This window comes from Paenibacillus sp. Marseille-P2973, assembly GCF_018101095.1.
Lineage (GTDB): Bacteria > Bacillota > Bacilli > Paenibacillales > Paenibacillaceae > Fontibacillus > Fontibacillus vini.
In genome coordinates this window covers 140,120-152,508 of the sequence record NZ_JAGQEH010000010.1, presented here as the reverse complement: position 1 = coordinate 152,508, position 12,389 = coordinate 140,120, and the positions used below count along the sequence as shown (strand labels likewise).

Genomic DNA, 12,389 nt, shown 5'->3' with positions numbered 1-12,389 from the left:
TGTGCTCGAAAGCGGAGTATGACGCTCCAATGAATAGTAATGTGCCCGAAAGCGGAGTATGATGCTCCAATGAACAGTAATGTGCTCGAATGCGGAGTATGATGCTCCAATGAATGATATTGTGCTCGAAGGCGGGGCAAGGCACTCTATAAATAGCAATGTGCTCGAAGGCGGAGTACGATGCTCCAATGAACAGTAATCTGCCTGAAGAAGGAGTATGATGCTCAATGAACAGTAATGTGCTCGAAAGAGGAGTATGGTGCTCTATGAATAGTAATGTGCTCGTAGGCAAAGTAGGGTGCTCCAATGAACAGTAATGTGCTCGAAGGTAGGAGTATGATGCCCCATAAACAGCAATATGCTCGCAGGACGAGCAAGTTGCTCTAAGACAGCAGCAATACGCCCTAAAACGAGCGGTACACCCGAGCCGAGCAAGGTGTTCTCAGGCGCAGCAAATGCTCCAAGCGCAGCAACACACCCCCAAGGCGCAGCAAATGCTCCCAAGCGCAGCAAATGCTCCCAAGCGCAGCAACACACCTCCATGGCGCAGCAACACGATCCAAGCCTAGCAACCCGCCCCAAGGCATACAAAACGCCCTGACCACGTCGGCAGACGGGGCAGGGCGTTTATCATCGTTGTTGTTCTATCCTGATGAAGCCTCCCTAGCTTTCGCGGCCCCCGAAGTATTGGAGCAGCACCAGCAAATCGCGGTGGGCGGGGTAATGGCTGAGACGGTTGATGATGTCACGGGCTTCGTCCAGGTACTGAGCGCTCAGGCATTCGCTCTTCTGAAGCGCGTCGGAGTGCTGGATCGCAGTGATGACGAGGTCGGTGACCTCCGCAGGTGTATCCGCAGAGATGGCGCGGATGGATGGAGCCAGTTCCTCGTCCTGCAGTGCATAGAGAACGGGAAGGGTGACCTGGCCTTTACGCAGATCGCTGCCGGCGGGCTTCCCGAGTTTCTCCGCGGACTGCGTGAAGTCCAGGATGTCGTCGCGGATCTGGAAGGCCATGCCGAGCTTTTCACCAAAGCTGTAGAGCAGGTCGGCCGTTTCCTCATTAGCTCCGGCGGCTTGGGCACCGATCCGCAAGCAAGTAGCCATGAGCTGGGCGGTTTTATTTCTCGACTTCTCCAGATATTCTTCTACGGTTACGTTGTAATCGTATAGATGGGCCAACTGTTGGTATTCTCCCAGACAGAGCTGTGTAGTAGCCAGGGAGGAGAGGTCGTAAACGTACCGCTCCCGATCCGCCGAGTAGACCGAGATGAGCTCGATGACTCGGGCGGACATATAATTGCCGACATGCAGGGCTTCGTTAATGCCGAGCTTAACATGCAGGGCTTTTTGTCCTCGGCGAACCGGAGAGTCATCGATAATATCATCATGAATCAGAGAAGCCGCATGGATGAATTCGGCGGCCGCCGCGAGTCTCCATATTTTGCGTTCATCAGGAGAAGGGCCGAAGCGGCTGCCGACAATGACCATGAGCGGGCGGACTCTCTTGCCCCCGGAACGGACCAGATCGATAATACTCTTGGCAAGCGTGGAGGAACGGGGGACATCCTTGTCATGCTTGACTATATTTTCAATTTCCCTGTCGACCGACCGGAGCGGAATGTCTAGCGCTTCATCCAGTTTAAGCTTCATGCTGAACCCTCCTTCTTCATGTTGACGGATAAACGCGGAATATTCTATATTGCCTGGCTTTGTCGGGCTCGGTTGCTCTCCAACCGCAAATATAATTCCATCCCTTTAAATAAACGTTCGTCTTCAAATCTGCCGCCAGGCCGCTTGATTTGAATCTGCTTGATGACGGGAGCCAGATGGACCAGAAGGTCGATCTCCTGCCACCCCAGGCAGAGTTGGACATAAAAGCTGTATAAGTAGTCGCCGTCCAGCACCAAGCGTGTCAGAGCTTCTCCGTTGGAGGTAGCGTCACAGGCACTATGGCGAGAGAGGGCGAGCTTGATTGCGATGTAAATGGACAAGAGACGCTGGCGGCGTACCGCAGCCATCTCGTACTTTTCCAATAATTTTGCAAACGGCAGTACGTCTTCATTAGAAATATTCAATTGAATCCCGGTATCGGGCGAAATTTCGCCCTGTAACAAATGACATGCGTCTTGGATGAGCTCATGGGTCATAAGGGCACACTCCTCGGGCTGAAATGCCGCGATAGTTAAAATCTTAGGTAATAGTGTAAAAATTAGAGTAATGTGCGACGACGCACATTACTCTTTTTGAGATCAGTTAAAATACTTAAAAGTGCAAGTTCGAAAGTCGGATTTCTATAGTCGAAAGGCTATTCCGTATATAAGTACCATCTTCGAACGAGTGGAATTCTCTTCCATTGTTTCTTGAGCCAAGGCAGAACGTAGTAGTCAAGGCCGAATGTGCTGCCCGAGCCGCCGATCAATGCGACGCCTGCGGTCATGTACCAGAGCATTTCAGACGAAGCCATGCTGGACGACCAGATCATGACGCCGAGAGCCACAGTTGCTGCGGAAGCTACGGCTGTGAACAGTCCAACAATAATCATGACGCCGAGGGCGATTTCCATGAATACCATGAAGAACTGGAACACCGTGGCCAAAGCGGTAAATCCGCCGTCCGAGGAATAGAAGAAGACATCCATGAACCAGCTTACGATGCTCTTAACGAATCCTGGTACCGGCAGTGCGGTAACCGCTGTAGAAGCACTTTCGACAGCCGAAGCCGCGGTTTGGGCATCTACGGTTTGCGTAACGTTCGAAGCGGCTTCACTGGCTGCGGAGACCGCGTCACCCGCATTCGGGTTAGCAGGAATCAGGAAGATGTTCGACGGATCTTTGAAAATCTTCGGCAGTTTATCCAGACCTTCTTCCAACCACTTGTATCCGACGAAGACGCGGAGCGGGAGGAGCCAGAAGTTTGGAGAACGTTTTGCGAAATGTCCGCCGACGAAGCTTCTGCGGTTGTTTACATGGAAGAATTCATGCATCATGTAAGTCCAAACTTTGGCGAAGCCGGCTACTGTAAACAGATAATACATATTAATTAAGTGCTTGGAGAACATCGCCATGAAACCGGTGAGCATGAACATTTTGTTCGGTAGACCCACGTTGGCGACGCCGTAGCGGCTGCCGATACATACCATCGTACCGTGGAAGCCCGGTTTATAGGATTTCTTAGGTTTGTTATGAACATCGGCATGGATGTTATGGGCGATCAACGGTCCGGCTTGCTCGGCGTTTTCTACCATTTGCGGTACAGGGCGGGTTTCGCCTTCCGGAATGAAGAAAATGTTGTCGCCGACGATGTAAACATTTTCGTGATCGACGCTTTGCAGCTTGTCGTTCGTAACGATCCGTTTACGGCCTTCTTGTTTCACATCCAGCTTGCCTACCAGTTCGGAGCCTTCGACGCCTGCGGTCCATACTACGGTATCCGCTTCGAGTTCTTTGTCTCCGAGTACGACGCCGGTAGGAGTTACGCCGGTAATTTTGGCGCTGGTGATGATTTCGACATTCATTTTGTTAAGGCGTTTTGTAGCCTTTTCAATCAGCTTGTCAGGCAGGATCGGCAAAATTTTCGGTGCCATATCCGCTACAACAAGACGAACCTCACTAGGATCAATGTAGAATTCCTTGCAGAGCTCATCGCGGAACTCCGCCATTTCGCCGACCAGCTCGACACCGGTAAAGCCGGCGCCAACGACGACGAAGGACAACATTTTCCGGCGTTTGGCCGGGTTGGTCTCTTTCGCTGCCAGACCGAACTTGTTGCGGATCTGTTCTTTCAAGCGGACGGCGTCTTCATAAGACCAAAGGGTCAGGGAATGCTCCTCGGCACCCGGTATGCCAAAGAAAGTTGGCTTACAACCGGTACCGATGACCAGGTAATCGTACTTGTAAGTGTTTTTCTCGGAACGGAGTTGTTTGGAAGCAAAATCGATATGATCGATGGAGTCCAATACAACGTCTACCTTTTGACCCGCGAAAATCTTCTTCAACTCGATCTTGACTGAATCTTCCGGTGCCCGGTTGGCTGCGACTTCATGCAGTTCTGTCAAAAGAGTGTGGTAGGGATTGCGGTCAATCAGCGTAATTTCTACGTCTTTATCTTTTTTGAACAGTTTGGCCAGGTGCTTGGATGTAACGACACCGCCATAACCGCCGCCGAGAACGACTATTTTTTTCAAGAGGTTCACCTTCTCGTTATATGGTGGAAAACATGTAGTTCAGGCGTTATTTATTTCGCTTGTTCCAGCGCTTTTGTCACCAGATCGAAGTAGGATTTCAAGCTGATCGATACGCCGGAAATGGCGTCGGTTTTGCCTTCTTCATTGAATGTAAGGGAAGCTGGATCTTGTTGCTCAACCAGATAAGCTTCAGCTTTGGCTGCTTCTTCATGCCATTCGGCTTGCGCTCCGCCATTAGCCTTCATGCCGTATTTGCCGTCAACCGAGTTTTGTTTCTTGTCTTCGCCGGCTTCGTTCACGCCGCTGAAGTTGACTTTAACGATTTTGCCTGCAGCGATGACTACGTCAGCTGTTTCTTTCCAGCCGGAATGCTCGTCGAATTTGTCGCCTTCAGCATGGTAGGTGCCGTCTTTGTAAGTTCCGGCTTCAACCGGACCGGCGGTCAGGGCTTTGTCAGCCAAGTCGAAGAATTCATTTACATGTACAGATACGCCGCTGATTGCATCGGTTTTGCCTTCTTCATTCAGCGTAATGGCTTTAGGATCTTGTTTCTCGATCAGGTATTGCTCCGTTTTTTCGGCTTGCTCATGCCATTCGGAAGAAGCACCGCCGGCTTTCATGCCGTATTTGCCTTCTTTGGAATAAGTCACTTTGTCTACGCCTACGTTAGCATTGATTCCATTCCATTTAGCTTCCGTGATTTTGCCTCCGGATACTGTCAGGGTAACGTAATATTGCCAGCCGGTTTTTGCGTCAGCTTCGCCTTGTGCAAAATAAACGCCGTCTTGATACTTGCCTTGTTCTGCCGTTGTATCCGTGCTGTTTGCGTTGCCTGCGGCGCTGTTCTCAACAGGGGTGTTGTTGGCAGGTGCTGCATTATTTCCGTCTTTGTCGGAACCGCAGCCTGCAAGCAGACCAAGCAGTAAGGCACTGCACAGTAGAATGGATGCTTTTTTCATAATAAATGACCTCCAGTTATAAAATATATATATTAAAATGTGAAGACATTTTAATAACTTGCGAAGCGGGGGAGACGGCGCCGTTACAGGATTTTCAAGGCCTGAAAGGAGTCCGAAAACCTTTGCTCGATGGAATTTTAGCATATATACATATGGGTTAATGTGAAAAATATCACGTGGTATGTGATATAAAATAACCCTGAAAAACCCGGCAGGCAAGGCACTGCATGAGCTTTCAGGGTTGTAAGCGGTTGCTTAACTCTAAATTAAATTTTTAAAAATTTTAATTTTTTTTCAAAGACGCTTTTCCGGGTCTTCCGGCCCCGGAATTAATTCGACTTCGGGCACTACCGGAGCATAAGGGGAGCCGCGATAACTGAATATTTTTTTGATCTTGTCCCGTTGCGTTTTAGGCCCGAGGATGTATAACGTATCTCCCTCTTCAATAATCGTGTTGCCGCGAGGCGTGACGATTTGTTCGCCCCGGATGACCGCGGTGACCAGAACCTCTTCAGGAAGGTCCAGCTCCTGCAATTCCTTACCTATAATCTTCATTCCGGCATGGATATGAAGATGATTGATTTCCGATTTGGTCTTGCCGAGCGCTACCAGTTCAAGAAGTGAATGGGGCTGTGAATCGCTCTCTCCGGCCAATCCCAGCTTGCCGGCAAAAGGGGAGATGGTGCTTCCCTGAATGATAGCCGAAGTTAAAATGACGAAGAAAACGACGTTAAAGAACAAGGGCCCGTTAGGAAGCCCGCTCATCAAGGGATAGGTCGCCAGCACGATCGGCACGGCGCCGCGAAGCCCCGCCCAGGAAATCAAAGCTTTCTCTTTTAATGAATATTTAGCGAATAACAAACTTACGTAGACGCCGATTGGGCGGGCCACGAGCATCAAGACCATGGATAAGGCGAGACCGGGGAGCATGATTCCCGGCAATTCGGCAGGGAACACCAGCAGTCCGAGCAGCGTAAACATGGTGATCTGCATGATCCAGCCAAACCCTTTATTAAATTGAAGAATCGACTGCTTGTAAGTCAGGTCGGAATTGCCGAGAACCAGAGCCATGACATAAACCGCCAACAGCCCGCTGCCGTGAACGACTGCCGTAATGCCGTATGTCAGAATGGCAAAACCGACGGCTATGACCGGATAAAGTCCGGAGGAATCGAAATCGATGCTGTTGATGACTTTGACGGCGACCCATCCGAAGCCAAGCCCGAGCAGCAGCCCGAGACCCATTTCCATGAAAAAGGAAAAAATCAGCGGTAGCAGATCATGATTGGGATGCTGAATCCATTCGATCAAGGATACAGTCAGAAACACCGCCATCGGGTCATTGCTGCCCGACTCGGCTTCCAGCGTGGATGTAAGCCGCTCTTTGATATTTTTTCCGCCGAGGACGGAGAAAACAGCCGCGGCGTCGGTAGAGCCGACAATGGCGCCGAACAGCAGGCCTTCCTCGAACGGAACGTTCAATATATAGTAGGCGCTTATACCGATGATCAAGGTCGTAAGAATGACCCCGATGGTTGACAGTGACAAGGCGCTCGGGATAATCGGCTTGATTGTGATGTATTTGGTCTGCATGCCGCCCTCAAAGAGAATGACGATCAGGGCGAAAGTACCGACCAATTGGGCGATAAAGGCATTGTCAAAGTATATGAATCGGCTCAGAACCATTCCTGCCGCTATAAAAAATACAAGGGAGGGCAGACCAAAGCGGCTGGAAAATTTGGTGGCGAATACGCCGATCAGGAGTAAGCCGGCCAGCAGAATGACGATGGAGTCGGTATAATCGGTTAAGTCCATAGCTTCCTCCTTTTAAATTTAGGGTCATCACAAAATTGTGTTTTTATTAAATATTTAGACAAATTTATACGGTTTGCCTACAAATTGATCACTGTAAACTTTCACCTATCCTGCCGATAATGATGTAAGAAGCGGTTTAACGGAAGGAAGGACTATTCCCTTGACGGTGTACAAGACATTTATTTCACGCTTGAAGCTGAATTATGCAGCGGGCACGCTGCTAGCGTTGATCGCGGTCGGAAGCCTGATGCTCTTCACTCCGCTGAATATACCCAGGGAACAATATTTTTTGTTGGCCGGCGTGCTCGTCATATCGCTCTCTATCATGATTATGCTGGAGTGGGTTGTTTTTTCTTTGCAGGTCCGTCCGATCCGGAATTGCTTTACAGCTGAGGTCGACAGTTTTTCCACCCTGCAAAACGTATACATAAGAACGCATAGATTACCCGCCTTGGCCGTTAAGCGGATCCTAGGCCCGCATTTATTTGGATTGATGCTGCCGGCGGCGGTTATGACGACATGGCTCATCTATACCGGAAAATTAGCCATTCCGTATTTTTATGTCCTGCTTGCCTCAATGAGTGTGGTGCTTATCGCCGGAATGCATGCATTGATCGAGTTTTATTTAACTTCGTATGTCATACGACCTGTTCTTCTCGAACTGGGAGCATGGTCGCTGCGGCTGTTTGGCAAAGAATTAACGCTTGGAGGAAGAGTGCTGATCTCGATTAAGCGCAAGCTGAGATGGAGCTTTTTTCTCATCGGAGCCTTTCCGCTCTTGCTTTACAGCCTGGCGGTTCAGTTCCGGATAGGAGCCTGGAATCTAGGCGACACTTCGTATTGGCAGTGGGCCGTTTATATCCTGTTTGTCGGTCTCGGTTTTGCCTTTGTCGGCTCGAGGCTGCTCACCCGGGAGATCGTGCTGCCGATCCAGCATCTGTACGAAAAGATGGCCGAAGTGAAGATCGGTCATTTGCGGAGCGGGGCCAACGATTTATTCTCGGATGAATTCTCACGGCTCATTTCCGGGTTTAACCATATGCTGCGCGGCATAAAAATACAGGCCGAGCGCAACAATCAGCTGCTGGAGAGCTACTTCGCAACCTTGGCGGCAGCCCTTGACGCTCGCGACCCTTATACGGCGGGACATTCGTTGAGGGTTGCGGAATATGCGGTCGGCATTGGCCTGCTTGCCAAGCTTCCGGAAGAGGAAATTCATGACTTGAGGAAATCAGCGCTGCTGCACGATATCGGCAAAATTGGAATGCGTGATGCGGTTCTGTTAAAAGAGGGCCGCTTGACCGACGAGGAGTGGGAGCAGATCAAACAGCACCCCGCGCTTGGAGAGGCCATTTTGAAGCAGATCGAGCCGGCGGATGCCATGGCTCCGTTCTTGCCTGGTGTAAGATCGCACCATGAACGTTATGACGGAGGCGGATACCCGGACGGATTAAAGGGAGAGGACATCCCTTTGTTTGGCCGGATCATTGCGGTGGCTGACGCTTTTGACGCCATGACTTCCAACCGGCCTTACCGGAAAGGGCTGGATGAGCAGCAGGCGATTGCGATTTTGGAGAAAGGCGGCGGAACTCAATGGGATCCGCATTTTGCAAAGCTGTTTGTGGAAGCCTACCGGAAAAATAAAGAATCAAAAAAGGCCCCGTGATGCCCGCGGGGTCTTTTTACGTAATGAGGATAATTTTGGAATAGTGTAGAAAGCCCGTCTCCGGTTCAAATGAAGCGGGGAAGGGTATTTACAAATACACGGAAACGGGAATGTTTCCGATACTCAATCAGCCTTGACTATAACGGATTAGGAGTTGATGCGAGATGGATCACAACGTATTTAAAGGTAAATGGAATCAGATAAAAGGGGAAGCAAAGCAGCAGTGGGGCAAGTTGACGGATGACGATCTGGATGTCATTGACGGTGAAAAGGATAAATTGGTGGGTAAGCTCCAGGAACGTTACGGGCACACGAAGGATGCCGCTGAGCGTGAATACAATGACTGGGCCCGCAACCGCGAGTAGCCTTCGCATCTTGTCTGGCCTATAAAGTACAGGTTCAAGAAGTCGGCTATCAAAAGACGACTTCTTGAATTACCTCTATAATGGAGGCGAAAACGGATGTATATTTCCCGCGTAGTTACCGGAAGAATTATCGAGATGCGGGGAGACAGTGTGGTGACGGTTCAGGGAGACACGGTCAACACCTACAATCTCCGCTATTATACGCTCAGGGATGTCGAAGTTGAGCCTGAGTTCGAGGCAAGTCCCGAGCTCTGTCCCGAACCCGGCGGACTCCGAAGCCGATTTCGACGCTGGGCACGAGAGGGCGCAGGGACCGCATTTCTTCCCTGGCCGTTATTTTGGAAAAAAGACGCGAATCGCATCTGATTTGCGTTTTTTTTGTGCAAAAATCAACTATTTTCCGAAAAAATGCCAATTGACTCATTTTGCTTTTTTCTGCATGTGTTAATATGGAAATAGGCTGCGAAGAACTACATGACCTACGGGAGTGAGCATATGGGCTTTGGCAAGATGTTTCTGCTTAATTTGGGGCTGCTGATCACGGTTGCTTATCTGGTAAATGTAATATACAAATATGCTTTCACCAAAATTTCTTTTAAAATCAATTATTTTTTATCGTTGGCTTTATTCATTTTCGCAGGCTGGGTTTGCATGAAATTCGGTTTTCAATTAAACAAAGATGTAATTTTTGACCTACGCGTCGTACCTTTGATTATTGCATCTGGCGTCTATATGCAACCGCTGGCGCTTATGGTTATCGGTGTAGGGATCGGGCTGGCAAGATTGACCTTCGGCGTGAATGATGCCGCTATTGCGGGCCTTATCAACCTTTCGATACTAGGGGTTGTTTGTGCCGGTCTAAGTATTTGGATTAGACGAAGCAACTATCGGCTTATAGTAAAGGGAGCTATTACGATAGGGATCGTTAATATTCTTAACACGATTAACATAGCCGTATTCGGCGTTCTACCGATGAAAAAGTACATGCTGGAGATCGTGCCGGTTACCTTTCCGTTGACGTTGGTGCTTAGCGTGGTATTTGCGCTGATTCTCTGGGACTTCCAGATTGAACGGAGGCAAACGCTGGAACTCAAGTACGCCAATGAATTACTGCGTAAGCAGACGGAAGAACTACGCACGGCGAAAATCGTACTGGAAGAACGGGCGAATCAGCTTGCGCTGGCTTCGCAGTATAAGTCGGAGTTTTTGGCCAACATGTCCCACGAACTGAGAACGCCATTGAATGGAATCATCAATCTGGCCCAGATTATCTCCGAAAGCGAAGGCGGGGACGAGGCTGCGAATGGAGATGACACGCCTAATTACGGGACGATCATTTATAAGTCGGGACAAGATCTGCTTAAGCTGATCAATGATATTTTGGATCTGTCCAAGGTAGAAGCGGGCCGGCTGGAGGTTGTGCAGGAGGATGTCGTCATCGCTGAGATGGCGCAGATGCTGGACATGCACTTCGAACATGCGGCGGATCGGAAGAACGTGGCGTTTGAAATCCGCATTGAGGAAGGCCTCCCCTGCACCATTCTTTCGGATGCTCAGCGGATCGGGCAAATTTTGCGTAATTTGCTGTCCAATGCTTTTAAATTCACCGAGAAGGGACAAGTCAAACTGGAAATCCGCAAGACGGGTGCAAGCGACATGATGCAGGGAGAGTGGATTGTCTTTGCCGTAACCGACACCGGGATCGGGATACCCGAAGATAAGCATACGACCATTTTTGAAGCTTTCCGTCAAGCGGATGGTTCCATCAGCCGCAAATACGGGGGAACGGGTCTCGGATTGCCGATCAGCAGAGACTTGGCCCGATTGCTCGGAGGGTTCATCCGTTTGCAGAGCAAGGTTGGCTTAGGTAGTACGTTTTCCCTTTATTTACCTCTGACTTCGGAAATGAAGGAGCAAGGAACAAGGGAGATCGATCCGATAAAAACGGATACGGTTGCTTTAGGCAGCCATTCCTAGCTACAATAATAAGAAATTCTAGCAAAAGAGGGATAGCAAATGAATAAGCAAGTCATTTCAACAACATCAGCACCAGGAGCGATCGGACCCTATTCACAGGCTGTTCAAATCGGCGATTTTGTGTTTACATCGGGGCAACTGGGCTTGATTCCCGAGACCGGCGAACTTGCCGAAGGCATTGAAGGACAGACGCTTCAGGCGCTGCGCAATGTAGGTGCTATATTGGAAGCGGCGGGATCCGGATTGGATAAGGTCGTTAAAACCACGGTATTCTTGCAAGATATGAATGACTTTGCCAAAGTGAATGAAATTTACGGAAGCTTTTTTTCCGAGCCCTTCCCTGCCCGCAGTGCGATCCAAGTAGCACGCTTGCCTAAAGACGGGTTGGTGGAGATCGAAGTGATCGCTTCTAAATAAGATAGACTGGGGCTATAGCCCCAATAACAAGAGGGGTACAGACCTGTAATGGTTTGTACCCCTTTATCTTCGTAGAATTGTAAATCAGATCCTCTGTTTGATCTGATGAAACCAAAGAAGCTTCAGTCACGATCCCTGGCCCGGATGAAAAGCAGGCCTATGGCAAACGCCAAGAGGATGGCGGCCGCCAAGCCGGCGGTGAAAAATAGGATGCGTTCTTCATAGTGTTTAGCGGCTATAGCCGCAAATCCCCAGGCGACGGGAAGAGGGAGAACACCGTCCCTTGTCATGCTGCCGATGAGAATAATGGCGATGGCCCCGATGATAAGCAAGGCGATCGCTGATGTGGAAGGAGCAAGACCGGGAAACAGCCCGGCGTGTTGAATGATGACCTGCAGGTTGACCAAAGTGGCTGTTACGATCCAGCCCGTATATAGGCTGAACGGGAGCCTTAGGAACCAGGTTTCCCCTAAGGTAGGGCGTTCGATTGTCCGCGTGAGCCGGTATAACCCCGCAAGCGAAATGAGCAGCAGCACCATGGCGATAAAGGAAAGAACAAGGTATTCATAATGCCAGAGCAGAAGCCATCCCATATTTAACAGACAGGACGGAATAAACCATAACGAGTAGGAAGTAATCCAGGGATCCCGGGAGCCTTTACGGCGAAAGAGATACACTAGGGAGCAGCCGACCAGCACATAGATGAGGCTCCAGATCATAAAGGCATAACCGGCAGGTGTCAGCAGGGTGAAATAACGTTTTGACAGCTCACCGGTACCAGCCCCGCCCAGCGGGATGGCTTCCGCGAGAATATTCATGGCGATGACGGCCAGAAAGAACAGGCAGTTCCACCACAGAAGGGTCTTTGTTTTGAACATATTATAGAAACCTCCTTCGGGCAGTTATAAGAGGGTTGTTCCCGTTTACTATATGAATATACCCAAAACGCAGGAAATGATTTCCGGATCGCTGAAAAAGAAAACAGGGATTCGGCTGCGGTTTTATAT

12 protein-coding genes are annotated in these 12,389 nt (G+C 49.7%); 5 read left to right on the top strand and 7 right to left on the bottom strand.

Annotation, left to right across the window (positions count from 1 at the left end):
* Window positions 1–404: 404 nt before the first annotated feature.
* The 6 genes from KB559_RS18785 to KB559_RS18760 all read right to left on the bottom strand — a co-directional run bounded on the left by KB559_RS18785 (window position 405) and on the right by KB559_RS18760 (window position 6,957).
* Window positions 405–605, bottom strand: a complete 201-nt coding sequence (locus KB559_RS18785) for a hypothetical protein (RefSeq protein ID WP_211023847.1) — start codon at window positions 603–605, stop codon at window positions 405–407.
* 58 nt (window positions 606–663) lie between these two features.
* Window positions 664–1,650: a polyprenyl synthetase family protein gene (locus KB559_RS18780; protein ID WP_211023845.1), complete on the bottom strand. Its 987-nt coding sequence runs from the start codon at window positions 1,648–1,650 to the stop codon at window positions 664–666.
* Window positions 1,651–1,694: 44 nt separating this feature from the next.
* Window positions 1,695–2,147: a hypothetical protein gene (locus KB559_RS18775; RefSeq protein ID WP_211023843.1), complete on the bottom strand. Its 453-nt coding sequence runs from the start codon at window positions 2,145–2,147 to the stop codon at window positions 1,695–1,697.
* A 158-nt stretch (window positions 2,148–2,305) separates the two neighbouring features.
* Complete coding sequence (locus KB559_RS18770; protein WP_211023841.1) at window positions 2,306–4,183, bottom strand: NAD(P)/FAD-dependent oxidoreductase; 1,878 nt, start codon at window positions 4,181–4,183, stop codon at window positions 2,306–2,308.
* A 50-nt stretch (window positions 4,184–4,233) separates the two neighbouring features.
* Window positions 4,234–5,142 carry an FMN-binding protein gene (locus KB559_RS18765; protein ID WP_211023839.1) on the bottom strand — a complete coding sequence of 303 codons (909 nt, stop codon included), beginning with the start codon at window positions 5,140–5,142 and terminating at the stop codon, window positions 4,234–4,236.
* Window positions 5,143–5,436: 294 nt separating this feature from the next.
* A complete protein-coding gene (locus KB559_RS18760; protein ID WP_211023837.1) occupies window positions 5,437–6,957 on the bottom strand; it encodes a potassium/proton antiporter in 1,521 nt (506 codons plus the stop codon).
* 166 nt (window positions 6,958–7,123) lie between these two features.
* On the opposite strand from KB559_RS18760, the gene KB559_RS18755 reads away from it, so the two are divergent.
* From KB559_RS18755 to KB559_RS18735, 5 genes are all read left to right on the top strand, one after another.
* Window positions 7,124–8,623: an HD-GYP domain-containing protein gene (locus KB559_RS18755; RefSeq protein ID WP_348772937.1), complete on the top strand. Its 1,500-nt coding sequence runs from the start codon at window positions 7,124–7,126 to the stop codon at window positions 8,621–8,623.
* Between the two features lie 164 nt (window positions 8,624–8,787).
* Window positions 8,788–8,988 (top strand): CsbD family protein, encoded by a 201-nt coding sequence (locus tag KB559_RS18750; RefSeq protein ID WP_211023833.1) that lies wholly within the window; start codon window positions 8,788–8,790, stop codon window positions 8,986–8,988.
* A 96-nt stretch (window positions 8,989–9,084) separates the two neighbouring features.
* On the top strand, window positions 9,085–9,354 hold the full coding sequence (locus KB559_RS18745) for a hypothetical protein (RefSeq protein WP_211023831.1): 270 nt from the start codon (window positions 9,085–9,087) through the stop codon (window positions 9,352–9,354).
* A 129-nt stretch (window positions 9,355–9,483) separates the two neighbouring features.
* Window positions 9,484–10,965, top strand: a complete 1,482-nt coding sequence (locus KB559_RS18740) for an ATP-binding protein (protein ID WP_211023932.1) — start codon at window positions 9,484–9,486, stop codon at window positions 10,963–10,965.
* Between the two features lie 39 nt (window positions 10,966–11,004).
* Window positions 11,005–11,382, top strand: a complete 378-nt coding sequence (locus KB559_RS18735) for a RidA family protein (protein ID WP_211023829.1) — start codon at window positions 11,005–11,007, stop codon at window positions 11,380–11,382.
* A 122-nt stretch (window positions 11,383–11,504) separates the two neighbouring features.
* Here KB559_RS18735 and KB559_RS18730 read toward each other — a convergent pair whose 3' ends face one another.
* Window positions 11,505–12,260, bottom strand: coding sequence for a TspO/MBR family protein (locus KB559_RS18730; RefSeq protein ID WP_211023827.1), 756 nt, complete (start codon window positions 12,258–12,260; stop codon window positions 11,505–11,507).
* Window positions 12,261–12,389 lie beyond the last annotated feature (129 nt).

What these genes read in the sequence shown, in the direction of transcription:
- KB559_RS18780 (WP_211023845.1), bottom strand. Translation starts at nt 1,650, where the DNA reads ATGAAGCTTAAACTGGATGAAGCGCTAGACATTCCGCTCCGGTCGGTC.
- KB559_RS18775 (WP_211023843.1), bottom strand. Translation starts at nt 2,147, where the DNA reads ATGACCCATGAGCTCATCCAAGACGCATGTCATTTGTTACAGGGCGAA.
- KB559_RS18765 (WP_211023839.1), bottom strand. Translation starts at nt 5,142, where the DNA reads ATGAAAAAAGCATCCATTCTACTGTGCAGTGCCTTACTGCTTGGTCTG.
- KB559_RS18760 (WP_211023837.1), bottom strand. Translation starts at nt 6,957, where the DNA reads ATGGACTTAACCGATTATACCGACTCCATCGTCATTCTGCTGGCCGGC.
- KB559_RS18750 (WP_211023833.1), top strand. Translation starts at nt 8,788, where the DNA reads ATGGATCACAACGTATTTAAAGGTAAATGGAATCAGATAAAAGGGGAA.
- KB559_RS18745 (WP_211023831.1), top strand. Translation starts at nt 9,085, where the DNA reads ATGTATATTTCCCGCGTAGTTACCGGAAGAATTATCGAGATGCGGGGA.
- KB559_RS18740 (WP_211023932.1), top strand. Translation starts at nt 9,484, where the DNA reads ATGGGCTTTGGCAAGATGTTTCTGCTTAATTTGGGGCTGCTGATCACG.
- KB559_RS18735 (WP_211023829.1), top strand. Translation starts at nt 11,005, where the DNA reads ATGAATAAGCAAGTCATTTCAACAACATCAGCACCAGGAGCGATCGGA.
- KB559_RS18730 (WP_211023827.1), bottom strand. Translation starts at nt 12,260, where the DNA reads ATGTTCAAAACAAAGACCCTTCTGTGGTGGAACTGCCTGTTCTTTCTG.